The sequence below is a fragment of the Pseudomonas sp. MWU12-2020 genome (assembly GCF_023100605.1).
Taxonomy (GTDB): Bacteria; Pseudomonadota; Gammaproteobacteria; order Pseudomonadales; family Pseudomonadaceae; genus Aquipseudomonas; species Aquipseudomonas fluorescens_H.
Genome location: NZ_JALMEX010000006.1, coordinates 39,628 through 61,535, shown reverse-complemented (window position 1 = coordinate 61,535; position 21,908 = coordinate 39,628). Strand labels below are relative to the sequence as shown.

At 59.8% G+C, this 21,908-nt stretch carries 22 protein-coding genes; 10 read left to right on the top strand and 12 right to left on the bottom strand.

The features are described from left to right. Nucleotides 1–110 precede the first annotated feature (110 nt). Both M0814_RS15510 and M0814_RS15505 read left to right on the top strand, forming a co-directional pair. Nucleotides 111–1,646, top strand: coding sequence for an EAL domain-containing protein (locus M0814_RS15510; RefSeq protein WP_103483340.1), 1,536 nt, complete (start codon nucleotides 111–113; stop codon nucleotides 1,644–1,646). 234 nt (nucleotides 1,647–1,880) lie between these two features. Next, nucleotides 1,881–2,246, top strand: coding sequence for a histone-like nucleoid-structuring protein, MvaT/MvaU family (locus tag M0814_RS15505; protein WP_003224630.1), 366 nt, complete (start codon nucleotides 1,881–1,883; stop codon nucleotides 2,244–2,246). A gap of 218 nt (nucleotides 2,247–2,464) precedes the next feature. Here the strand turns inward: M0814_RS15505 and M0814_RS15500 are convergent, their stop codons facing one another. Next, nucleotides 2,465–2,983, bottom strand: coding sequence for a DUF4946 domain-containing protein (locus M0814_RS15500; protein WP_045122752.1), 519 nt, complete (start codon nucleotides 2,981–2,983; stop codon nucleotides 2,465–2,467). A gap of 139 nt (nucleotides 2,984–3,122) precedes the next feature. On the opposite strand from M0814_RS15500, the gene gloA reads away from it, so the two are divergent. Then, complete coding sequence (gloA, locus tag M0814_RS15495) at nucleotides 3,123–3,644, top strand: lactoylglutathione lyase (protein WP_003224626.1); 522 nt, start codon at nucleotides 3,123–3,125, stop codon at nucleotides 3,642–3,644. Between the two features lie 179 nt (nucleotides 3,645–3,823). Here the strand turns inward: gloA and ahpF are convergent, their stop codons facing one another. From ahpF to M0814_RS15480, 3 genes are all read right to left on the bottom strand, one after another. After that, nucleotides 3,824–5,386: an alkyl hydroperoxide reductase subunit F gene (ahpF, locus tag M0814_RS15490; protein ID WP_103483339.1), complete on the bottom strand. Its 1,563-nt coding sequence runs from the start codon at nucleotides 5,384–5,386 to the stop codon at nucleotides 3,824–3,826. Between the two features lie 132 nt (nucleotides 5,387–5,518). After that, nucleotides 5,519–6,082 (bottom strand): alkyl hydroperoxide reductase subunit C, encoded by a 564-nt coding sequence (gene ahpC, locus M0814_RS15485; RefSeq protein ID WP_003224621.1) that lies wholly within the window; start codon nucleotides 6,080–6,082, stop codon nucleotides 5,519–5,521. A 136-nt stretch (nucleotides 6,083–6,218) separates the two neighbouring features. Next, on the bottom strand, nucleotides 6,219–7,157 hold the full coding sequence (locus M0814_RS15480; protein ID WP_103483338.1) for a site-specific integrase: 939 nt from the start codon (nucleotides 7,155–7,157) through the stop codon (nucleotides 6,219–6,221). Between the two features lie 177 nt (nucleotides 7,158–7,334). Between M0814_RS15480 and M0814_RS15475 the strand changes: the two genes are divergently transcribed. Continuing rightward, a complete protein-coding gene (locus tag M0814_RS15475; protein ID WP_103483337.1) occupies nucleotides 7,335–8,351 on the top strand; it encodes a DNA-binding protein in 1,017 nt (338 codons plus the stop codon). Here M0814_RS15475 and gorA read toward each other — a convergent pair. After that, nucleotides 8,348–9,706, bottom strand: a complete 1,359-nt coding sequence (gene gorA, locus M0814_RS15470) for a glutathione-disulfide reductase (protein ID WP_103483336.1) — start codon at nucleotides 9,704–9,706, stop codon at nucleotides 8,348–8,350. The two genes, M0814_RS15475 and gorA, sit on opposite strands and share 4 nt — an antisense overlap. A 231-nt stretch (nucleotides 9,707–9,937) precedes the next feature. Between gorA and M0814_RS15465 the strand changes: the two genes are divergently transcribed. Beyond that, a complete protein-coding gene (locus M0814_RS15465; protein WP_003224613.1) occupies nucleotides 9,938–10,147 on the top strand; it encodes a hypothetical protein in 210 nt (69 codons plus the stop codon). 83 nt (nucleotides 10,148–10,230) lie between these two features. Here M0814_RS15465 and M0814_RS15460 read toward each other — a convergent pair whose 3' ends face one another. The 4 genes from M0814_RS15460 to M0814_RS15445 form a co-directional block, all read right to left on the bottom strand. Then, a complete protein-coding gene (locus M0814_RS15460) occupies nucleotides 10,231–10,728 on the bottom strand; it encodes a GNAT family N-acetyltransferase (protein ID WP_003224610.1) in 498 nt (165 codons plus the stop codon). Nucleotides 10,729–10,902: 174 nt separating this feature from the next. After that, entirely contained in the window at nucleotides 10,903–12,021 is a 1,119-nt protein-coding gene (zapE, locus tag M0814_RS15455; RefSeq protein ID WP_103483335.1) for a cell division protein ZapE, read from the bottom strand. A gap of 572 nt (nucleotides 12,022–12,593) precedes the next feature. Continuing rightward, on the bottom strand, nucleotides 12,594–13,553 hold the full coding sequence (gene speB, locus M0814_RS15450; RefSeq protein ID WP_103483333.1) for an agmatinase: 960 nt from the start codon (nucleotides 13,551–13,553) through the stop codon (nucleotides 12,594–12,596). Between the two features lie 16 nt (nucleotides 13,554–13,569). Beyond that, nucleotides 13,570–14,661 carry a polyamine ABC transporter substrate-binding protein gene (locus tag M0814_RS15445; protein ID WP_103483552.1) on the bottom strand — a complete coding sequence of 364 codons (1,092 nt, stop codon included), beginning with the start codon at nucleotides 14,659–14,661 and terminating at the stop codon, nucleotides 13,570–13,572. A gap of 99 nt (nucleotides 14,662–14,760) precedes the next feature. Here M0814_RS15445 and M0814_RS15440 point away from each other — a divergent pair, with 99 nt between their 5' ends. The 3 genes from M0814_RS15440 (at nucleotide 14,761) to M0814_RS15430 (ending at nucleotide 17,932) form a co-directional block, all read left to right on the top strand. Then, nucleotides 14,761–15,654: a LysR family transcriptional regulator gene (locus M0814_RS15440; RefSeq protein ID WP_103483332.1), complete on the top strand. Its 894-nt coding sequence runs from the start codon at nucleotides 14,761–14,763 to the stop codon at nucleotides 15,652–15,654. A gap of 273 nt (nucleotides 15,655–15,927) precedes the next feature. Next, entirely contained in the window at nucleotides 15,928–17,394 is a 1,467-nt protein-coding gene (locus M0814_RS15435; protein WP_103483331.1) for a nucleobase:cation symporter-2 family protein, read from the top strand. A 64-nt stretch (nucleotides 17,395–17,458) separates the two neighbouring features. Beyond that, a complete protein-coding gene (locus M0814_RS15430; RefSeq protein ID WP_103483330.1) occupies nucleotides 17,459–17,932 on the top strand; it encodes an LEA type 2 family protein in 474 nt (157 codons plus the stop codon). A gap of 135 nt (nucleotides 17,933–18,067) precedes the next feature. Here the strand turns inward: M0814_RS15430 and M0814_RS15425 are convergent, their stop codons facing one another. Further along, a complete protein-coding gene (locus M0814_RS15425) occupies nucleotides 18,068–18,991 on the bottom strand; it encodes a carbon-nitrogen hydrolase family protein (RefSeq protein ID WP_103483329.1) in 924 nt (307 codons plus the stop codon). An 84-nt stretch (nucleotides 18,992–19,075) separates the two neighbouring features. Between M0814_RS15425 and M0814_RS15420 the strand changes: the two genes are divergently transcribed. After that, on the top strand, nucleotides 19,076–19,990 hold the full coding sequence (locus M0814_RS15420; RefSeq protein WP_103483328.1) for a LysR substrate-binding domain-containing protein: 915 nt from the start codon (nucleotides 19,076–19,078) through the stop codon (nucleotides 19,988–19,990). Nucleotides 19,991–19,997: 7 nt separating this feature from the next. Here the strand turns inward: M0814_RS15420 and M0814_RS15415 are convergent, their stop codons facing one another. Then, complete coding sequence (locus M0814_RS15415; RefSeq protein ID WP_003224595.1) at nucleotides 19,998–20,252, bottom strand: hypothetical protein; 255 nt, start codon at nucleotides 20,250–20,252, stop codon at nucleotides 19,998–20,000. A gap of 153 nt (nucleotides 20,253–20,405) precedes the next feature. On the opposite strand from M0814_RS15415, the gene M0814_RS15410 reads away from it, so the two are divergent. After that, entirely contained in the window at nucleotides 20,406–20,723 is a 318-nt protein-coding gene (locus M0814_RS15410) for a DUF883 family protein (protein ID WP_003224594.1), read from the top strand. An 87-nt stretch (nucleotides 20,724–20,810) separates the two neighbouring features. Here the strand turns inward: M0814_RS15410 and M0814_RS15405 are convergent, their stop codons facing one another. Next, nucleotides 20,811–21,848, bottom strand: a complete 1,038-nt coding sequence (locus M0814_RS15405; protein WP_103483327.1) for an Ldh family oxidoreductase — start codon at nucleotides 21,846–21,848, stop codon at nucleotides 20,811–20,813. Nucleotides 21,849–21,908 lie beyond the last annotated feature (60 nt).

Below are 21,908 nucleotides of genomic sequence, written 5' to 3'. Positions count from 1 at the left end.
AAGCGCCAACGGCCATCTATCATGCCTCTTGACTCCGCGGTGTTTCACAGGCGCGCCGTTGCCAGGCCTGCATTTGAGAGTTTCCCCTTCCATCGCAACAGGATGTGCCCATGCCGTTGACTGTCAGACCCCGCCGCAAACGTAGCGTGCGCATGATTGTGACCCTGCTTTGCGCCCTGCTGCCGGTGCTTCTGGGCACAGGGATTCTGTATATGCAAGCCGAGCGCACCTTGCAGCAGAGCACACAAAATACCGCCGATGAGGCGTTGCGTCAGGTCGAACTGATGCTCGACAACACCGCCCAGGCCGCCAGCGATCTGCTGCCATTGGCCGGCCAGCCCTGCGACAGCGTCAAACTGGCGTTGCGTGAACAGGTGACCCGTCGGCCTTTCGTGCGCTCGACCAATCTGGTATGGGACAACAATCTCTATTGCAGCTCGCTGTTCGGTGAGTACAAGGAAGCCGTGAACCCGGGCGACTACACCCAAGGCAAGCTGTGGTTGATGAACGGCAACCCCGTTACGCCCAACACCGCGCTGCTGGTGTATCGGCTCAGCGAAGGTCGCGGCGGCGCGCTGACCACGCTCGATGGCTATCACCTGAGCAACGTCCTGCGCCTGATTGGCCGACAGACGCTGCTGTTGCTGCAGGTGGGCGACAACTGGCTGTCCGCCGATGGCAAGGTGCATCAAGGCAACCTGCCGCCGTTGCCGGTGGCACAAAGTATGTTGGTCTCTTCGCGCTATGCCTTCAGCGTCGCCGCAGGCTTCCCGCAGGGCGAAACCTGGCGTTATATGGCCGACGAATACCCGCCGCTGTTCAGCCTGCTGATTTTTTTCGGGATCATCTCGGGTGCTATCGGCCACGTCCTGCAGCGGCGCTCCACCTCACCCAGCCATGAAATGCTGCGCGCTCTGGAGGCAGGCGAGTTCATCCCGTATTTCCAGCCAGTGGTGCATGGCGACAGTAAAAAGTGGTCCGGCGCTGAAGTGCTGATGCGCTGGAAACATCCGAAAGAAGGTCTGGTGCGCCCGGACATGTTTATCCCGTTTGCCGAACATTCGGGCCTGATCGTGCCCATGACCCGCGCCCTGATGCAGCAGACTGCCGCCCTGCTCGGCCCGTTGTCTGCAGGTTTCAACAAACCGTTTCACATCGGTATCAACATCACCGCCAGTCACTGTCACGATCTGCAACTGGTCGAAGACTGTCGCGAGTTTCTCGCTGCGTTCGCACCCGGCAGCATCAGCCTGGTGCTGGAGTTGACCGAGCGTGAGCTGATCGAGCCGAGCGACATCACGCACCAACTGTTCGAGCAGTTGCATACGCTGGGTGTGATGATCGCCATCGACGACTTTGGCACCGGGCATTCAAGCCTGGGTTACCTGCGCAAATTCAATGTGGACTTTCTCAAGATTGATCAAAGCTTCGTCGCGATGATCGGGATCGACGCATTATCGCGACATATTCTGGACACGATTATCGAGCTCTCGGCCAAGCTCGATCTGGGTATTGTTGCCGAAGGTGTAGAAACTCAGGCACAGGCTGACTATCTGACTGCACACCACGTCAACTTCCTGCAGGGCTATCTGTTCGGAAAACCCATGCCCGGCGCCGACTTCATCGATGCATTAAGTCACCATTAACTAAAAACAAATTAACCCCGGCACTGCGATCGGACGCACCAAATTGATACAAAACACCACTGTTGTTACATGACGACAAGATCAGGATTTACTCTTGGCGCATTAACTACTACAATTTTTTCAGCCTGTGCAAGATTGGCAGGTGAGCCATTATCACCGAGTCGCTTCAAGGCTCTTGGCTTATAGCTTTGTTTGCGGTTGGTATCAGCCAAACACACTATTGGAGTAAAGATATTGTCCAGACTCGCTGAATTTCGTGCAGCTGAAAAGGCCCTTCAGGAACAGCTCAAGCAGCTGGAATCGCTGAAGAACGATGCCGGGCTCAAGAAAGAAATCGAATTCGAAGAAAAGCTCCAGGGGCTGATGAAAACCTACGGCAAAGGCCTGAAAGACATCATCGCCATCCTCGATCCGAACCCGTCCAAGTCCGGCTTGCAAGTGTCCGCCGCACCAAAAACCCGCCGTGCTCGCGTGGTCAAGGTTTATCAAAACCCGCACACCGGTGAACTGATCGAAACCAAGGGCGGCAACCACCGTGGCCTGAAAGCCTGGAAGGAACAGTACGGTGCAGCTACCGTTGATTCCTGGTTGCGCGGCTAATCTTGCGTCAACAACCAAGCCCTGCTTTATGCGGGGCTTTTTTTTCGACAATATCTAACAAAAGCAACGATTTCCCCCGCGCTAGTTATCAATCCGCCTTAACACACACAAGCCGCGAGGCTAAACATTTTGCGCCGGAATGTTGCAACCGTAATCGCCGCTAAACTTTGTGCTTAATTCCTTCGGGTATCTAAACCGGACGGGGTGCAAACAGACGCTTAAAGTTTCAAGCTGTTTCTCACTGCGACTATTTCCTCGGCGCTTGCCTTATAAACCTCGGCCTGCCCAGCGTAAGAAAGTACATAAGCCTTATCCGCTGCGGCCGCAGCAACCAAAGTTTGCGACAACACATGTCGACCGTTTTCAGTGATCGTGCAGGTGGTTTCCTGCGCGTCCAAAGAGCCGAGCTTCGCCGGGTGTACCTTGTTGCAAACACTCTGATAGCCGCCCTGGAAGAAATCCTTCTGTATCGATTTGCGCATCTCCAGCAGAACGCCCGCCACATTGACCTGATGACCTGCCTCCACCTGAGTCATGGTCAACTCCATCACCATGACCTGATTGCCGTCGGTGTCGGTTTTCACCGCGCGCTGGCGCGAAACCTGAGGGGCTTGATCGGGCAGCGCCTCCACTTCCCAGCCAGCAGGCCAAGTGATACTCGGCTGGTCCGCCAGCGCAGGAGCGGCAAGCAAAGACGAGAAAAGGCAAACGAACAGCGCTTTGAACGGTCGGATCATTACCAGAGGCACTCGCAGATTGAGCTGCAAAGTCTGAGGCCCGGCCGTCCACAGAGCAAGCCGCGCATTCGGTTTGGCGATGCCGCCCCGCATGCGTATCATTGCGCCCATTCACTCGCCCCATTGTTACGGAGGGCCTATGAGCCTGCACGAACTGAACACTTTCCCCGGCGTCACCGCCACTCCAGACAGCGCAACCCGCAACTTCGTCTTCAACCACACCATGCTGCGCGTGAAGGACATCACCCAGTCGCTGGACTTCTACACCCGCGTGCTGGGTTTCTCGCTGGTGGAAAAACGTGATTTCCCGGAAGCTGAGTTCAGCCTGTACTTCCTCGCACTGGTCGACAAGGCGCAGATCCCGGCCGACGCTGCTGCCCGCACCGAGTGGATGAAGTCGATTCCCGGCATCCTCGAACTGACCCACAACCACGGCACTGAAAACGATGCCGACTTCGCCTATCACAACGGCAACACTGACCCGCGCGGTTTCGGCCACATCTGCATCTCGGTTCCGGATATCGTTGCGGCATGTGCACGTTTTGAAGAACTGGGCTGTGATTTCCAGAAGCGTTTGACCGATGGCCGCATGAAAAGCCTGGCGTTCATCAAGGACCCGGATGGCTACTGGGTTGAAATCATCCAGCCTGCGCCGCTGTAACTGACTGCATAAAAAGCCTTTGTGGGAGCGGGCTTGCTCGCGAAAGCGGTGAGTCATGCAACGCAGGTGTTGGCTGACAGGACGCTTTCGCGAGCAAGCCCGCTCCTACAATTGGATTTGTGTCAGGCATAAAAAAACCCATGATCGCTCATGGGTTTTTTCGTTTCAGCGACTGACGTTTACGCCGGAGCCGAAGTGCGGATCAAGTGATCGAACGCGCTGAGAGATGCCTTGGCGCCCTCGCCCACCGCAATCACGATCTGCTTGTATGGCACAGTGGTCACGTCGCCCGCCGCGAAGATTCCTGGGATCGAAGTTTCGCCACGGTTGTCGACGATGATTTCACCGCGCGGCGACAGCTCGATGGTGCCTTTGAGCCAGTCGGTGTTCGGCAGCAGACCGATCTGTACGAAGATCCCCTCCAGCTCGACGCTGCGCAGTTCGTCAGTCTTGCGATCCTTGTAGCGCAGGCCGTTGACCTTCTCGCCATTGCCGGTGACTTCAGTGGTTTGCGCACTGGTGATCACGGTGACGTTCGGCAGGCTGTGCAGTTTGCGTTGCAGTACCGCGTCGGCACGCAGTTGTACGTCGAACTCCAGCAGGGTCACGTGGGAGACGATACCGGCCAGATCGATGGCCGCTTCAACGCCGGAGTTACCGCCGCCGATCACCGCCACACGCTTGCCTTTGAACAGCGGACCGTCGCAGTGCGGGCAGTACGCCACGCCTTTGTTGCGGTATTCCTGCTCGCCTGGCACGTTCATTTCACGCCAGCGTGCGCCGGTCGCCAGAATCACGCTCTTGGCTTTCAGGGTCGCGCCACTGGCGAAGTGGACTTCGTGCAGCTCGCCGTTCTTGCCCGGGATCAACTTGTCGGCGCGTTGCAGGTTCATGATGTCGACGTCGTACTGTTTGACGTGCTCTTCCAGCGCCGTGGCCAGTTTCGGGCCCTCGGTTTCCTGCACGGAAATGAAGTTCTCGATGGCCATGGTGTCCAGCACCTGACCGCCGAAGCGCTCGGCCGCGACCCCGGTGCGGATGCCTTTACGGGCGGCATAGATAGCGGCCGAAGCACCGGCCGGGCCACCGCCGACCACCAGCACATCAAAGGCTTCTTTGGCACTGATCTTCTCGGCTTGACGCTCGATGGCGCCGGTGTCGAGCTTGGCGAGGATTTCTTCCAGACCCATGCGGCCCTGGCCAAAGTTCTCACCGTTGAGGTAGATGCTCGGCACAGCCATGATCTTGCGATCGTTGACTTCGTCCTGGAACAGCGCGCCGTCGATGGTGACGTGACGGATGTTCGGGTTCAGCACGGCCATCAGGTTCAGCGCCTGAACCACGTCCGGGCAGTTCTGGCACGACAACGAGAAGTAGGTTTCGAAGCTGAACTCGCCCTTGAGCGAGCGGATCTGCTCGATCACTTCGGCGCTGGCTTTCGATGGGTGGCCGCCGACTTGCAGCAGGGCCAGCACCAGCGATGTGAATTCGTGGCCCATCGGGATGCCGGCGAAACGCAAGCTGATGTCGGCACCCGGACGATTGATCGAGAACGACGGCTTGCGGGCATCAGTGCCGCTGTCGATCAAGGTAATCTCGCTCGAAAGACTGGCAACGTCTTTCAGCAGGTCAAGCATTTCCCGGGATTTCGCACCGTCGTCGAGGGAAGCAACGATCTCGATCGGCTGGGTGACCCGTTCCAGGTACGATTTCAACTGGGCTTTAAGATTGGCGTCCAACATACGGGCGATCTCCTGTGTCTTTATTCGAGGCGAAAAAAAGCCCGAGCGAATCTCGCCCGGGCTTTTTTAATGGGCGGTGCAGCTTACTGAAGTAGGTGCGGAGTCCCGCCCTGTGTTGCGTGCGTCACAGACTTAGATCTTGCCGACCAGGTCCAGGGACGGAGCCAGAGTGGCCTCGCCTTCTTTCCACTTGGCTGGGCAAACTTCGCCTGGGTGAGCAGCAACGTATTGAGCAGCCTTGATTTTGCGCAGCAGCTCGGAAGCGTCACGGCCAACGCCGCCATCGTTCAGTTCAACGATTTTGATCTGGCCTTCAGGGTTGATCACGAAGGTGCCACGGTCAGCCAGGCCAGCTTCTTCGATCAGCACGTCGAAGTTGCGGGAGATGACGTGGGTCGGGTCGCCGATCATGGTGTATTCGATTTTGCCGATCGCTGGCGAAGTGTTGTGCCAGGCAGCGTGAGCAAAGTGGGTGTCGGTCGAAACGCTGTAGATTTCCACGCCCAGTTTCTGGAACGCAGCGTAGTTGTCGGCCAGGTCTTCCAGCTCGGTTGGGCAAACGAAGGTGAAGTCGGCTGGGTAGAAGAACACTACGGACCATTTGCCTTTCAGGTCAGCGTCCGAGACTTGTACGAAGTCGCCGTTTTTGAACGCGGTAGCTTTGAACGGTTTTACTTGGCTGTTGATGATAGGCATTGATGACTCTCCGTCAGGGTTGTGAATTCGATGGGTGAATCCTACCCATTCACTCGACGGATGGCTCATTGGCAAACCTGATGCTGCTGATTTGTTTTCGCTATTAGCTGACTGTATTAATAGAAGAAAACGATATCTACGACGAAGCCGGCTTGTCCGTAATCCGAGCCATCCCGTGAAAGGGGCTGGCTTCAACATAGCGCATGGCTGACTTCATATCCTTCCAGCCAACGTAACTCATCAACGATTTCAGATCCCAGCCGCTTTGATGCGCCCAGGTGGCGAAGCCGCGGCGCAGGGAATGGCTAGTGTAGCGCTCGGCCGGAATGCCGGCGCGTTCCAGCGCCTGACGCAGCAGTGGAATGATGCTGTTGGCGTGCAAGCCCTCATCGCTCAGATGTCCCCAGCGGTCGACGCCGCGAAACACCGGACCGCGTACCAGCGCCGCCTCGGTGATCCAGTCGATATAGGCCTGCACCGGGCACAGCTTGAGCAGCGCCGGCGCCTGATACGTCTGCCCGAGGTTGTCGCGGTCGCCCTTGCTGCGCGGCAGATACAGAGTGATGCCGCTGCCGGCGTGCGCCTGCACATGCTCGATCTGCAGACGACACAACTCATCACTGCGAAAGCCACGCCAGAACCCCAACAGGATCAGTGCCCGATCGCGATAGGCCTTGAGCAACTGCGGGCGATCCTGATTTTGTCTGGCATTGCTGGCTTCCTGCTCCAGCCAGTCGACCAATTGCTGCAGATCGTGCAGCTGCAGCGGTTCGGCCTGTTTTTCCTGCGCCGGATGCAGCGCCCGAATGCCTTTGAAGACCTTGCGCACCACCGGCGCCTTGGTCGGATCGGCAAAACCCTGACTGTTGTGCCACTGCGCCAGCGCCGACAAGCGCAGCTTCAGCGTATTGATCGACAGCACGCCGGCGTGCTCGACCAGATAACGCGCCACGCTGTCGGCCGTCGCCGGCAGGAACCCGCCCCACTTCACTTCGAAATGCTCAATCGCCGAACGATAACTGCGGCGGGTGTTGTCACGGGTGGCGGCTTGCAGATAGCGATCGATCTCGCTCATGGGCAGTGTTCTCGCAGGCGTACTGATTTCGGGATGAAAAAACCAATTCAGGCATCTGACATTGGGTAATACCAGTATATCCCGCCTTTGATTAATCAAGCATTTAACTTTATTTTCAGCGTGGTACACTGCGTACTTTGGTGGCATGTACCACAGTACGAAACGGTAGGAGTTCACATGGCCCGTGGTGGCGTAAACAAAGCAGTGGTGCAGATCGCGCGTGCAGCGATTCTGGCCCGGGGCGAACACCCCAGCATCGATGCAGTACGCATCGAACTGGGCAACACCGGTTCGAAAACCACGATCCATCGCTATCTGAAAGAGCTGGATGACGGCAGCCAACCGGTCGAAGCGTCTGCCGAACCGATCAATGACGAGCTGACCGCACTGGTCTCGCGTCTCGCCCAGCGCCTGAAAGAACAGGCGCAAGAGCCGATCGAACAAGCGCGCGAGCAGTTCGAGGAGCAGCGCGAAACCCTGGAAGCGGAACTCAAGCAGGTGCGCCAGGCACTCGAGCAACTGGAACAACAGCACGACATTCAAGGCGCAGCACTGGCACGGGAATCCGAGGCACTGAAAGAAACCCGCTCGATGTTGCAGACCGAACAAACCCGCAACGCCGGACTCAATCAGGCACTGGCCGATTTCGAGTTGCGCCTGCAGGACAAGGACGAGCAGATCCGCTCACTGGAAGAGAAACACCTGCACGCCCGCGATGCCCTTGAGCATTACCGCAACGCCAGCAAAGAGCAGCGCGAGCAGGAACAGGCCCGTCACGAAGGGCAGCTCCAGCAATTGCAGATGGAATTGCGCCAGGCGCAACAAAGTGCGCTGGTACGTCAGGACGAGATCACCCAGTTGCACCGTGACAACGAGCGCCTGCTCACCGAAAACCGTGGCACCCAGCGCGAGCTGAGCCTGGTACAGGATCAGCTCAAGCACAGCAATCAGCGTCAGGATCAGTTGCTGGAGCAAGCGACTCGCGTCGACAACGAACGCACCCTCCTCCAGGAACGCTTGCGCGTGGCCCTGCTGGAAAGTCAGACGCTGAAACAGAACATTGACGAACAGCTGTTGCTCAATCAGTCACTGGAAAAGGAACTGACCAAGACTCAGACCAGCCTCGAGGATAGCTTGCGTCTGGCCGCTACCGTTGCGGCAGCGCCAGACACAGCCAAAGCGAAGGAAACTTAAGCGCCGACCGGCGTACGCATGGTGACGAACTCTTCGGCGGCCGTCGGGTGAACCCCGATCGTGTCGTCGAAGTCACGTTTGGTCGCGCCAGCCTTCAGCGCGATCGCCAAGCCTTGGACGATCTCACCCGCGTCGGGCCCGACCATGTGGCAGCCGAGAACTTTGTCGGTCTTGCCGTCGACCACCAGCTTCATCATGGTTTTCTCCTGACACTCGGTCAGGGTCAACTTCATCGGGCGGAAGCGACTCTCGAAAATCACCACCTCGTGGCCCGCCTCCCGCGCTTCCTCTTCGGTCAGACCGACAGTGCCGATGTTCGGCAGACTGAACACGGCAGTCGGGATCATCTTGTAATCCACCGGACGGTACTGTTCAGGCTTGAACAAGCGCCGTGCCACCGCCATGCCTTCGGCCAGGGCCACTGGCGTCAGTTGCACGCGACCAATCACGTCACCCAGCGCCAGAATCGACGGTTCGCTGGTCTGGTACTGCTCGTCGACCTTGATGAAGCCCTTGTCGGTGAGCTGCACATCGGTGTTTTCCAGGCCCAGGTTGTCCAGCATTGGACGCCGCCCGGTGGCGTAGAACACGCAGTCGGCTTCCAGTACGCGACCATCCTTTAGAGTCGCCTTCAGGCTGCCGTCTGGCTGTTTGTCGATACGCGCGATGTCGGCGTTGAATTGCAGATCCATGCCGCGCTTGGTCAGTTCTTCCTGCAGATGCTTGCGCACCGAGCCATCGAAGCCACGCAGGAACAGATCACCGCGATACAGCAGTGTGGTGTTCGCACCCAGACCGTGGAAAATCCCGGCGAACTCGACAGCGATGTAACCACCACCGACCACCAGCACCCGCTTCGGCAGCTCTCTAAGGAAAAACGCCTGATTAGAACTGATCGCGTGTTCGTGCCCCGGAATTTCCGGAATCTGCGGCCAGCCACCGGTAGCAATCAGAATGTTTTTCGCGGTGAAACGCTCACCATTGACCTCGACCTCGTGCGGGCCGACGATCTTCGCGTGGGCTTCGTGCAGGGTCACGCCACTGTTGACCAGCAGGTTGCGATAAATCCCGTTGAGGCGATTGATCTCGCGGTCCTTGTTGGCGATCAGCGTCGCCCAGTCGAAATTCGCTTCACCCAGGCTCCAGCCGAAGCCGGACGACTGCTCGAAGTCTTCGGCGAAATGCGCGCCGTACACCAGCAGTTTTTTCGGCACGCAGCCAACGTTGACGCAGGTGCCTCCCAGGTAACGGCTCTCGGCTACCGCCACTTTCGCGCCAAAACCGGCGGCAAAACGCGCAGCGCGTACACCGCCGGAACCAGCACCAATCACATAAAGGTCAAAATCGTAGGCCATTTCTATCTCCTCGGCAGGCCATCAGCATACCCGCCGCCGTTCATTGGGCAAACGTTGCGCGCAGCTTTTCACCGAGGTCGGTGCTATCGGGGAACATTTCCTGCGGTTGAATGCCCACGCCATCGGCGCGAAGAGCGTCGCTTAACCCCGAGTTAATTTCCACCCGGGACACTGTGCTTCGAGATCTGCTTCATGGACGAACGGCTCCCACGTTTTTCAGTAGGAGGCACCATGAAAACCACCACCGCTATTCTCGCCGGGCTACTCGCCCTCGGCTCCGCCAGCGCCTTTGCCGAAGGCGGCGCCGAACGCATGCGACATTACTACGACAACTTCCCGGTCCACCACGCGCAAAACGAACAGCAGAGCGATAGCAAAGCTGCGGAACTGAAGGTTCCGAACGACCAGACCGCGCAAGTCACCGAGTCTTATCGCAACTGATTCATTGAGCAACCGATGGACCTCCGATGGCTCCGCTCTGGCCTCGGAGATGACAGTTGGGCGCCCTGACCGGGCGCCTTTTTTTATGTCGGCAGATTCTTGATCCAGAACAGCATGCGGCCATGATCCGGGTCGAACATCCCCGGGGCGAAACCGAACTTGCTGTAGGCATTTTGCGCCACCGCATTGCCTTCCAGCACCTCCAGCGTGATCTTGCAGCAGCCGCGCTGACGGGAAATTTCCTCGACCTTTCGCAGCATCTTCTGGCTCAGCCCGAGGCCGCGAAATTTGTTCACCACTGCCACGTCGTGAACATTGACCAGCGGTTTGCAGGCGAACGTCGAGAAACCTTCAAAACAATTCACCAGCCCTGCCGGCTCACCGCCGACGAACGCCAGTACGCTGAACGCGTGCGGCCTGCGCGCCAACTCTTCAGGCAGGCGACGCAGCAGCTCGGGGGCAATCGAATGGCCGCCGCCCATGGGATCTTCCGCGTAATGATTAAGCACGATGCCGATGGCTTCGGCGTGCACTGGATTGGTGTAGCTGGCTTGCAGCACAAGAATTTCTGTGGAATCCATTTCCATCCCCGGTCGTGGCCCCGGCGTGCAAGGTGCGCACCTGAAAGGCTGCTCGACCTTAACGCGAGCCTGTTGTGGGCGACAACCCGGGAAGAACAAAAAGGGCGTCACTGCTCGCATATCAGTGCCTTGGTTCGGCCTGGTCAAGCGAGGTGGTGAGTGCGCCCTCCTCACTCAGGCTTCGGCAAAACGCTGCAGTTGCATCTCCTGCAAACGGCTGAGGGTGCGCCGGAACGGGAATTCCAGGTAACCCTCGGTGTACAGCGCTTCCATCGGCACCTGAGCCTCGATGTACAGCGGGACCTTACGGTCGTAGCACTCGTCGACCAAGGCAATGAAGCGGCGTACACCGTCGTCGTGCACCGACAGCTGCGGCAGTTCGCGGTCACCGGCCACCACCTGCGCCGAGCCGTCTTCGGTACCACGGGCGATTCGCCCTTCGCGTTTTTGCGCACTGAGGTTCGGCACGTCGCTCAACAGAATAGATCGATAGCTGTCGCACAGCGCGATGAAGTCCATTGCGGCAAACGGTTGCTCGCAGAGATCGGCATAGCGGCACCAGAGCACCGTCGCACTGGCCTGCACCACGTTCAGCACTCGATGGCCGACGGGCACCGGCTCGGCGCTGGCGGACTGCCCGGCGTTGAGTGACTGGAAGACCTGCTCCAGAGCACTGCCCTGTCCCGGCGCAGCGACAAAATAGCGCTGCTGACCCGCGCCCGGATGCAGGCGATGATCCTCGGCACCGTTCACCGCCACCACTTGCATGTGCGCCTTGATCGCGGCAATCGCCGGGACAAACCGATCACGGTTGAAGCCATCGGCGTAGAGCTCGTCCGGCGGCAGGTTGGAGGTACAGACCACCACCACGCCTTCGTCGAACATCACCTGAAACAGCCGCCCGAGAATGATCGCGTCGCCGATGTCATTGACGAACAGTTCGTCGAAGCACAACACCCGTACTTCCGCCGCCAACTCTTTGGCCAATGCCCGCAACGGATCGGCGATGCCAGTGAGCTGGAACGAGCGCTGATGCACCCAGCCCATGAAATGATGAAAGTGTTGACGTCGGGCCGGCACCCGCAGGCTCTGATAAAACTGATCCATCAACCACGTCTTGCCGCGCCCGACCGGGCCCCACAAGTACACGCCCGTGACCGAACGGGCGCCGGCGTGCAAGGCTTCATGGCATTTTTGCAGGGCCCAGACCGCGTGCTCCTGGGCTTCATCCTGGATGAAACCCTTGTGCTCGATCGCGTGTTGCCAGGCGCTTAAGGGAGAGTCGAAAGTCATGCGCGGCAGTATGCCACGATGTCCCTGAAAAACAGGTGCCCTTTTGTGGAAGCGGGCTTGCTCGCGAAGGCGTTGGGGCAGCCAACATCTTCGTTGAATGACGCACCGCTTTCGTGAGCAAGCCCACTCCCACATGGGCTTTGTGGGGGGGCAAAGATCGACTGTATATCTCGCAACCTCAAAACAGCGTGCAGCAACTGCCTGGAATACAACCCCCTGTGGGGAGTCGAAGATCGACTGCATATCTCGCAACCTCAAAACAGCGTGCAGCAACTGCCTGGAATACAACCTCCTGTGGGAGCGGGCTTGCTCGCGAAGGCGCCAGGGCAGCTAACATCATCGTTGAATGACACACCGCTTTCGTGAGCAAGCCCACTCCCACGTGGGCTTTGTGGGGAGTCGAAGATCGACTGCATATCTCGCGACCTCAAAACAGCGTGCAGCAACTGTTTGGAATACAACCCCCTGTGGGAGCGGGCTTGCTCGCGAAGGCGCCGGGGCAGCCAACATCATCGTTGAATGACACACCGCTTTCGTGAGCAAGCCCACTCCCACTTGGGCTTTGTGGGGTGTCAGCGGTCGACTTTGTGTCGGGCGGCGTAGAGGCAGAGCATTTCCATCGCCAGCGTTGCCGCTGCGAGCGATGTCACGTCTGCATGGTCATACGCCGGCGCCACTTCCACCACGTCCATGCCCACCAGATTGATTCCGCGCAAACCGCCAAGAATTTCCAGTGCCTGCACCGTGCTCAACCCGCCACACACCGGAGTGCCGGTACCCGGTGCAAAGGCCGGATCCAGGCAGTCAATATCAAACGTCAGGTACACCGGGTGGTCGCCGACCCGTGCGCGAATCGCCTCGACAATCGCCTCGCAGCCACGTCGATGCACTTGTCGGGCATCGAGCACCGCAAACCCCTGGTGATCGTCATTGGTGGTGCGCAAACCGATCTGCACCGAACGCGACGGATCCACCAGCCCTTCCTTGACCGCATGCCAGAACATGGTGCCGTGATCGACGCGCTTGCCGCCCTCGTCCGGCCAGGTGTCGCTGTGCGCATCGAAGTGGATCAGCGACAGCGCACCATGTTTGCGTGCATGAGCCTTGAGCAGCGGATAGGTGATGAAGTGGTCGCCGCCAAACGTCAGCATCGCGCTACCGGCATCAAGAATGCGCTCGGCGTGGGCCTCGATACTTTCCGGGATGGTATGCGGCGAGCCGTAATCAAAGTCGCAATCGCCGTAGTCGATCACCGCCAGATGATCGAACGGATCGAATGTCCACGGCCAATGCCGTTCCCAGGCAATCCCGGTGGACGCGGCGCGAATTCCCCGTGGCCCGAAGCGTGCGCCCGGGCGGTTGCTGGTGGCGGTGTCGAACGGCACCCCGCTGACCGCCACGTCGACGCCGCGCAAATCCCGGCTGTAGCGGCGACGCATGAAACTGGTGATCCCGGCGTAGGTGCTTTCGGCGGCAGTGCCGTACAGGCTGTCACGGGTCAGGGCTTGGTCGTTGAGCATCGGCACGTCCATCGGTGTGCTCCTTTTGTTATTGATGGCTACGGAAAGTGGTCCACAGACGCGTGCGCTGACGCATGTCCTTGAGGCTCATGCTGCGGTCGGCGTACAAGCGCTCACGCATCTCGGCGGGCGGATAGATGTCCGGATCGTTGCGCACCGCCTCATCCACCAGCGGCGTCGCGGCCTGGTTGGCGGTGGCGAAAAACAGCGTATTGGTCAGCTCGGCGACCGACTCGGGGCGCAGCATGAATTCGATGAACGCCCGCGCCGCTTGCGGGTTCGGCGCGTCCTTGGGAATGGCCAGATTGTCCTGCCAGATCAACGTGCCTTCGCGGGGTATCCGGTAGGCGACTTCGTACGGTTTGTTGGCCTTGTGCGCCTGATCGGCCGCCATGCTCACATCACCGTTGTAGGTCAGCGCCAGACAGACACTGCCATTGGCCAGGTCGTTGATCTGCCGGCCGGTGGCGACATACAGCACCGAAGGCTGGAGTTTCTGCAACAAGGCTTCGGCGGCTGCCAGATCATTCTTGTCAGTGCTGTAGGGATCTTTACCCAGGTAATGCAGCGCCAGACCAATGACTTCCTGCGGCGAATCGAGCACGGCAATCCCGCAGTCCTTGAGTTTGCTCGCGTACTCGGGCTTGAACAGCAGATCGAGGCTGTTCAGCGGCACATCCGGCAGGCGCTTTTTCACCGCCTCGACGTTCAACCCCAGCCCGAGCGTGCCCCACGTGTAGGGCACGGCGTAGCGATTGCCGGGATCGACGGCAGCGAGTTTCTCCAGCAGATCGGGATCAAGGTTGGCGTATCCCTTGAGGCCTTCGTGGGGAATTTCCTTCAGTGCGCCCGCTGCCAAGCCACGGGCCAGCACGCTGGACGACGGCACTACCACGTCATAGCCGCTGCCGCCGGTCAGCAGTTTGGTTTCCAACACCTCGGAAGTATCGAAGGTGTCGTAGCGCACATGAATGCCGGTTTCTTGCTCGAAACGCTGCAGGGTCTGCGCCGGCACGTAATCGGCCCAACTGTAGAGGTTGAGGGTTTTATCCTCGGCCTGTGCCTGGATGACCACGGACAACAACAGCGCGGGAAAACACAGTTTGAACACGGGAGCCATGACGAACACCTGACCGGAGGAAGTGGTGGCAGGATGCGCCGTCGGATACATTGCAGAAATATCAAGTTTGTTAACCTGACTTTATCCCGGAGTAATGTAATGCTCGGTCAGCTTCACGACGTCGATTTGCAGTTGCTGCGCCTGTTTGTGCGGGTCGCGGAATGTGGCGGCTTCAGTGCGGCGCAAGGTGAACTGGGCCTGAGTCAGTCGAGTATCAGCCAGCAAATGGCCAAACTCGAAACCCGCCTCGGCTATCGCCTGTGCAGTCGCGGCAAGGGCGGTTTCAGCGTGACGCCCAAGGGCGAACAGTTGCTGATCGCCATTCGCACGCTGTTCGAATCCATCGAAACCTTCCGTCATCAATCCAACGGCGTTGCCGGACGCTTGATCGGTGAGGTGCGGCTGGGCTTGTCCGAGGCGGTTGATCAGTCGGTGCTGCTGCGGGTGGCGGATGCTATCCGGCGCTTTCGCGAACGCGATGAGTCGGTGCGCATCGAGTTGATCAGCGCAATGCCCGGGGAGATGGAGCGTCTGCTGCTGCAACAGCGCCTGGACCTGGCCATCGGTTATTTCTCACAAGTGCAGAGCGCTTTCGATTACCGCGAACTGTTCAGGGAAACCCAACATTTGTATTGCGCGCAGGGGCATCCACTGTTCAGTGTGGATGAGCCGGATGACGCGGCGTTGCAGGCCTGCGACCGGGTGGATCATCCGTATCGGTTCATGCGCAGTGGCGAGCCGTTTCCGGACAAGCGCTTTTCGGCGCGCTCGGAACAGGTCGAAGGCACCCTGGCCTTTATTCTTTCCGGCAAGCATGTCGATTATCTCCCCGATCACTACGCGCGCGTCTGGGAGGACAAGGGCTTGCTGCGCGCGCTGCGGCCTGGGGAATTGAGTTTCGAAGTGGCGTTTCATCTGGCCCGTCATCGGGCGCAGGTGCCGGGGGATGCGCAGAAGGCGTTTGAGGAGGATTTACTCAGCGCGTTTACATGACTTCTAAGCTTTGGTGGCGAGGGAGCTTGCTCCCGCTGGGTTGCGAAGCAGCCCTCTGCATTATCCAGTCAACAGTGTTTTACGACTGCTACGCAGCCGAACGGGAGCAAGCTCCCTCGCCACAACAATGTGTGTCAGTGCGCGCGGGTACCGCCAACACCAATAAAACCTGACCTTTCAGGCAATTTTTGCTCGTTGCCCTCGCCGCCCTCTTCCGGCATCCTGCGCCTCCATTTTCTGACCCGGCCCCGCCTCACGGCGCGCAAAATCACCATGACCGCCTCTGAAAAAGTCCCGCGCAACAACGATCTGATCTACGGCCTCGACGACCGTCCGCACCTCACCGCCACCGTGTTCGCCGCGCTGCAACACGTGCTGGCCAGCTTCGTCGGCATCATCACCCCGACCCTGATCATGGGCGGCGCCCTGGGGCTGCAGAGCGAAATTCCGTACCTGATCAGCATGGCACTGTTCGTCTCGGGCCTCGGCACGTTCGTTCAAGCCAAGCGTTTCGGCCCGGTCGGCTCCGGTTTGCTGTGCCTGCAAGGCACCAGTTTTTCCTTCATCAGCGTGATCCTCAGCGCCGGTTTCATGGTCAAGGCCCGGGGCGGCGGCACCGATGAAATTCTCTCGACGATTTTCGGCGTGTGCTTTTTCGCCGCGTTCATCGAAGTGGTGTTGAGCCAGTTCATCGGCAAACTGCGAATGCTGATCACCCCGGTGGTCACGGGCACCATCATCACCTTGATGGGCCTGTCGCTGATCAAAGTGGCGATGACCGACATCGCCGGCGGCTTCGGTGCGGCGGATCTGGGCGCGGCCAGCCATGTGTTTCTGGCGGCGTTGGTGATCGGCACTATCGTTGTGCTGAACCGTGTCGACGTGCCGTTTCTGCGCCTGGGCGCGATCGTCATCGGCCTGACCCTCGGCTACGTGGTCGCTTGGCTGATGGGCACGGTGGATTTCGCCTCGATGCCCGAAGTGCCGCTGGTCAGCGTGCCGGTGCCGTTCAAGTACGGTTTCAATTTCGACTGGGTGGCATTCGTGCCGGTGGCGGTGATCTTCCTCGTTTCGCCGCTGGAAGCGGCCGGTGACCTGACCGCCAACTCGATGATTTCGCGGCAACCGGTCAAAGGCCCGCTGTACATCCGCCGGATCAAATCCGGGTTGCTCGCCGATGGCCTCAACTCGGCCATGGCGGCGGTGTTCAACAGCATGCCGATGGTGACGTTCGCGCAGAACAACGGCGTGATCCAGCTGACCGGCGTAGCCAGTCGCTACGTGGCCTTCTTCATCGCCGGCCTGCTGGTGTTGCTGGGGCTGTTCCCGATGATCGGCGCGGTGCTGCAACTGATGCCCAAACCGGTGCTCGGCGGCGCCGAACTGGTGATGTTCGGCACCGTGGCCGTGGCCGGGATCAAGATCCTCGCCGAGGCCGGCCTGCATCGGCGCAACATGTTGATCGTGGCGATCTCGGTCGGCATGGGCCTGGGCATCGCCGCCGTGCCGGAAGTGCTGCGAGAACTGCCGCAAGCGCTGCGCAACATCTTCGAATCGCCGATCACCGTCGGTGCGTTGTGCGCTATCGTGCTGAATATCTTCCTGCCGGAAGAATTCATTGAGCTGGAAGAAGACGATTTCGATCCGGAAGCGTCGATTCTGCAGGTCATGGAAAACCCCGATATGCCGGCCAAAGCTGAACCTGCACCAGCTGCGGCGGTCGCACAGTTGAACCGCTGACGCTGCGCCATGAAAAAGGGCTGAGCCGGCAACGGTTCAGCCCTTTTTTGTTGAGAGACTGTTTATGCGCCGCGTCCACGCCGTCATCCTGTCCCTGCTGCTGTTGTCCCTGAGCGCCTGCGCGCTGTTTCCCAACCGAGATCCGGTGAACATCAACGTGGTCGGCCTCGAACCGTTGCCGAGTCAGGATCTGGAAGTGCGTTTCGCCCTCAAGTTGCGGGTGCAGAACCCCAACGAAACCGCGATCGACTACACCGGCATCGCCCTGGATCTGGAGGTCAATGGCCGTCCCTTGGCCTCGGGCGTGAGCGATCAGGTCGGCTCGATCCCGCGCTTCTCGGAAACCGTGGTCAGCGTGCCGGTCAGTGTTTCCGCGTTCTCGGTATTGCGCCAGACCCTCGGCCTGAGCCAGACACAAACCCTCGACAACCTGCCCTACGTGCTGCGCGGCAAACTGGCGGGCGGGTTGTTCGGCACGATGCGGTTTGTCGACAGTGGCAAGCTGAGTTTGCCGAAAGCCACTGCTGCGACGTGGTAACCCAATAAACACACAAGTCTCCCCTGTGGGAGCGGGCTTGCTCGCGAAAGCGTCAGATCAGCCAACATCATCGCTGAATGTGACACCGCATTCGCGAGCAAGCCCGCTCCCACAGGGTATGTGTCAGTTCTGAAGTTATGCGGTGAAGCGTACCCCCGGTCTGGCCCGCTCATCGACACTCAGCTCAAACACATCCGGCCGCGCATAGTGGCCGACCACATCGTAGTCATAGCGCGCACGAACCAATTCACCGGTATCAATCTCCGCCGTGAGCAACCCCGCCTCGCCGCGCAATGGCCCGGCCAGCACATCGCCCATCGGCCCGACAATCACGCTGCCCCCGGCAATCAGCGGACGATCCGCCGGCCAGTTGGCAATCTCCACGCCGAGCGCGTTCGGCGAGGCCTGCACCTGACAGGCGCTGACCACAAAGCAGCGGCCCTCGTGGGCGATGTGGCGCATGCTGACCTGCCACATCTCGCGCTCGTCCACGGTCGGCGCACACCAGACTTCAATGCCCTTGGCGTACATCGCCGTGCGCAGCAGCGGCATCATGTTTTCCCAGCAGACCACGGCGCCAAGGCGTCCGACCTGAGTGTCGAGCACCGGCAGCGTCGAGCCATCGCCCTTGCCCCAGATCAGCCGTTCGGTGCCGGTCGGCATCAGTTTTCGATGCTTGGCCACCAGCCCCGCTTGCGGATCGAAATACAGCGCCGTGCAATACAAGGTGCTGCCGGCACGCTCGATCACGCCAATCACCAGATTGGCCCCGGTGCGCGCCGCCAAACCGGCCAGCGCCTCGGTTTCTGCCCCCGGCACGTCAATCGCGTTGGCGAAATAACGGGCGTAGGCCTCGCGCCCCTCGGGCAAGCGATAACCCAGTTGCGTGCCGAAGCCCTCGCCTTTCGGATAACCGCCAAGCAACGCCTCCGGCATGACCACCAGCGCCGCGCCGGATTCGATGATCGCGCTTTCCCAACTGAGGATCTGTTCCAGGGTTTCACCCTTGCCACCGGGCAAGGCGCCGATCTGCAGGGCGGCGACGATTGATTTGGGCATTGCAGTCACTCCATCGGGTTCATGTGTTGCCGATTCTGCGGCGGCACGGGATCATGAATAAAGTCCGATTCACTGCTGAATGATATGAGCCAAATGAATATCGCAACCGTCGACCTCAACCTGCTGAAAGTCTTTGAAGCCTTGCATGAAGAATCCAGCGCCAGCCGTGCGGCGCTGCGTCTGGGCGTGACGCAATCGGCGGTCAGCGCAGCGTTGCGCCGGTTGCGCGAGGTGTATGGCGATCAATTGTTCGTGCGCACCGGCCGGGGACTGGCGCCAACGCTCAAGGCCAATCAACTGAAACCGGTAGTCAGCGAGGCACTGAACAAATGCCGGCAAAGCCTGGCGATGGTCGATCCGGCGGCTCATCACTACGACGGCCGGTCGGTCACCGTGGGCCTGTCGGATGATTTTGAAATTGCCTACGGTCGGCGCCTGATCGAAGCCATCGCTCGCAGCGCGCCCAAGCTGCGGCTGATCTTCCGCCAAACCCACAGCCAGATCGTCGCCCGCGCGCTGATGGAGCGCAGCATCGACTTGGCGATCACCGCCGGTGGATTCGCCGAACGTCTGCTCAGCCGTCAGGTATTGGCTGAAGGGGATTATGCGTGCCTGGTCGATCCGGGCAGTCTGGCGCATGGCCAACAGAGCATCGATTTGCCGGAGTTCGTTGCCCGCGAGCACATTCTGGTGTCTTCCGGTGGTTTTATCGGCATCACCGATGAAGGCCTGGCGGCGCTGGGCCTGAGTCGGCGGGTCTGCGCGTCGACCACGCACTTTGCCGCGTTGCCGCACCTGCTCAAGGGCAGCGGCGCGGTGGCAACCATCCCGAGCCATGCCGCCAGAGCCATTGCCGAGCTCAGCGGGCTGGCGCTGCTGCCCTGCCCGCTGGCGTTGCCGCGTTACCCGATCGAACTGGGCTGGCGCACCAGCACGCAGATCGATCCGGTGGTGATCAAGGTGCGCGAGGCGATTGTCGGGTGTTTCAACAGCGACTGACGCGCTGTTACTTGTTGGCCGCCATCAGTCGATTGACCTCGCTGCGTACCATGTTGGCGAATTCCGGCGGGGACATGCCATCAAGCTCGGCGCGTACCCACTCGGCCCATTTGCCCTTGCGCTTGGAGCGTTCGCCAAACAACCGCGCGGCTTCGCCTTTGGCTTTGCCCAGATTGTTCTGCCAGAGTTCGAACAGACGGGATTTCTCGTCTTCCAGCGCAGCGCGCTCGGCGAGGGATTTGTCGGCCAGATTGAAACTCATGGGGAAATACCTGCTGCGTAAAATGGCGACATCTTACACGCTCAGCGGAAATCTCCCGCGCAGGTTTTTCTTTCGCACCTAAAATCAGTGCAACTTTTCAGTCAGCGCCACACTCCATTAATCACTGTTCATCCATCTGCAAGGAGTAACCCAATGGCCCGCAAATCCCGCGTGCAAGCTGCCGAAGACCAAATCAAGGATCAGGCATTCAGCGAACTTCAGGCGCTGATCGAAGAGTCCGACAAACTGCTCAAGAGCAGCGCCTCCCTGGTCGGTGAGGAAGCCGAGACCCTGCGCGGCCAAATCGCCCTGAAGCTGCAACAGGCACTGGATTCCGTGTCGAGCGTGCGTGAGCGCACCAAACCGGCAGTCGAAGCAACTGAAAGCTACATTGGCGGCCATCCGTGGCAAACCGTGGCGATTTCCGCCGGTTTTGGCCTGGTCGTAGGTTTGTTGCTCGGTCGTCGCTAAGTGACATTTGCCTGATCCCATTCTGTGGGATCAGGCAGTAAACCTGTGGCGAGGGAGCTTGCTCCCTCGCCACAGGTTTACTGACAATTATTCCCCGGCCAACTCCCGCAACTGCCCCAGCGTCTGCTCATCCAGCACAATCCCTTCCGCCAGCGACCGCGCGCGCTGCAAATGCCGACGATCACCCGGCAAGCGCTTCAACCCCACCCCATGCATCTGCCGCACCAGCTCCTGACTGCGCTCGGCAAAACTCTGTCCGGCGGATTTGCTCGGATCGATGACGATCAGCAGTTGCCCGGTCCACGGAGTCTTGGCGCCGGGATAGTTCGACCAGTCGAACTCGAAGGAAAAATTGCCGCCCGTCAACGCAGCCGCCAGCAACTCGACCATCATCGACAGCGCCGAACCTTTGTGGCCGCCAAACGGCAATAGTGCGCCCCCCTCGAGAATCGCTCTCGGATCCTGGGTCGCCTGACCGAGACTGTCCACGCCCATCCCGGCAGGCAAACGTTCACCCTTGCGCGCCGCAATCTGTACGTCGCCATGAGCGATAGCGCTGGTCGCCAGATCGAAAACAATCGGCGCGCCACCGGCCCGGGGCGCAGCGAAGGCAATCGGATTGGTGCCGAACAGCGGCCGGTCGGCGCCATGCGGCACCACGCAGGTCATGCTGTTGACCACGCTGAGCGCCACCAGCCCCTCATCCGCGAAAGGCTCGACATCCGGCCACAGCGCCGCAAAGTGGTGGGAATTACGAATCGCCAACACCGCGATCCCGGCATTGCGCGCCTTTTCCACCAGCAGCGGCCGAGCGGCGGCCAGCGCTGGCTGGGCGAAACCGTTGCCGGCATCGACCCGCACAAAACCGGGAGCAACGTCCTCGACTTGCGGCACCGCCTGACCATTGACCCAACCGCTGTTGAGCGTCGAGACATAGCCGGGAATGCGGAACACGCCATGACTGTGCGCACCGTCGCGTTCGGCACTGGCGCAGTTGGCAGCCAGGGTGCGGGCGACGGACGCCGACGTTCCATGGCGCAGAAAAATCTTTTCAAGCAGATGCGTCAGCGCTTCGAGCGAGAGCGTGGACGCAGGAGAAGACACGGATTCGTGTGGCGCAGACATCTGAAGCTCCAGACTAATTATTGGAGGGAACAACAGCGTACGAACAGCTTGCTCACCGAT

Bases quoted from the DNA above. Each gene is read 5' to 3' on its own strand.
- M0814_RS15480 (WP_103483338.1), bottom strand. From the start codon at position 7,157: ATGAGCGAGATCGATCGCTATCTGCAAGCCGCCACCCGTGACAACACC.
- M0814_RS15460 (WP_003224610.1), bottom strand. From the start codon at position 10,728: ATGGATTCCACAGAAATTCTTGTGCTGCAAGCCAGCTACACCAATCCA.
- M0814_RS15430 (WP_103483330.1), top strand. From the start codon at position 17,459: ATGCGCCGCGTCCACGCCGTCATCCTGTCCCTGCTGCTGTTGTCCCTG.
- M0814_RS15475 (WP_103483337.1), top strand. From the start codon at position 7,335: ATGGCCCGTGGTGGCGTAAACAAAGCAGTGGTGCAGATCGCGCGTGCA.
- speB (WP_103483333.1), bottom strand. From the start codon at position 13,553: ATGGACGTGCCGATGCTCAACGACCAAGCCCTGACCCGTGACAGCCTG.
- M0814_RS15405 (WP_103483327.1), bottom strand. From the start codon at position 21,848: ATGTCTGCGCCACACGAATCCGTGTCTTCTCCTGCGTCCACGCTCTCG.
- M0814_RS15410 (WP_003224594.1), top strand. From the start codon at position 20,406: ATGGCCCGCAAATCCCGCGTGCAAGCTGCCGAAGACCAAATCAAGGAT.
- ahpF (WP_103483339.1), bottom strand. From the start codon at position 5,386: ATGTTGGACGCCAATCTTAAAGCCCAGTTGAAATCGTACCTGGAACGG.
- gorA (WP_103483336.1), bottom strand. From the start codon at position 9,706: ATGGCCTACGATTTTGACCTTTATGTGATTGGTGCTGGTTCCGGCGGT.
- M0814_RS15420 (WP_103483328.1), top strand. From the start codon at position 19,076: ATGAGCCAAATGAATATCGCAACCGTCGACCTCAACCTGCTGAAAGTC.
- M0814_RS15445 (WP_103483552.1), bottom strand. From the start codon at position 14,661: ATGGCTCCCGTGTTCAAACTGTGTTTTCCCGCGCTGTTGTTGTCCGTG.
- M0814_RS15510 (WP_103483340.1), top strand. From the start codon at position 111: ATGCCGTTGACTGTCAGACCCCGCCGCAAACGTAGCGTGCGCATGATT.
- M0814_RS15415 (WP_003224595.1), bottom strand. From the start codon at position 20,252: ATGAGTTTCAATCTGGCCGACAAATCCCTCGCCGAGCGCGCTGCGCTG.
- gloA (WP_003224626.1), top strand. From the start codon at position 3,123: ATGAGCCTGCACGAACTGAACACTTTCCCCGGCGTCACCGCCACTCCA.
- ahpC (WP_003224621.1), bottom strand. From the start codon at position 6,082: ATGCCTATCATCAACAGCCAAGTAAAACCGTTCAAAGCTACCGCGTTC.
- zapE (WP_103483335.1), bottom strand. From the start codon at position 12,021: ATGACTTTCGACTCTCCCTTAAGCGCCTGGCAACACGCGATCGAGCAC.
- M0814_RS15500 (WP_045122752.1), bottom strand. From the start codon at position 2,983: ATGATCCGACCGTTCAAAGCGCTGTTCGTTTGCCTTTTCTCGTCTTTG.
- M0814_RS15425 (WP_103483329.1), bottom strand. From the start codon at position 18,991: ATGCCCAAATCAATCGTCGCCGCCCTGCAGATCGGCGCCTTGCCCGGT.
- M0814_RS15440 (WP_103483332.1), top strand. From the start codon at position 14,761: ATGCTCGGTCAGCTTCACGACGTCGATTTGCAGTTGCTGCGCCTGTTT.
- M0814_RS15435 (WP_103483331.1), top strand. From the start codon at position 15,928: ATGACCGCCTCTGAAAAAGTCCCGCGCAACAACGATCTGATCTACGGC.
- M0814_RS15465 (WP_003224613.1), top strand. From the start codon at position 9,938: ATGAAAACCACCACCGCTATTCTCGCCGGGCTACTCGCCCTCGGCTCC.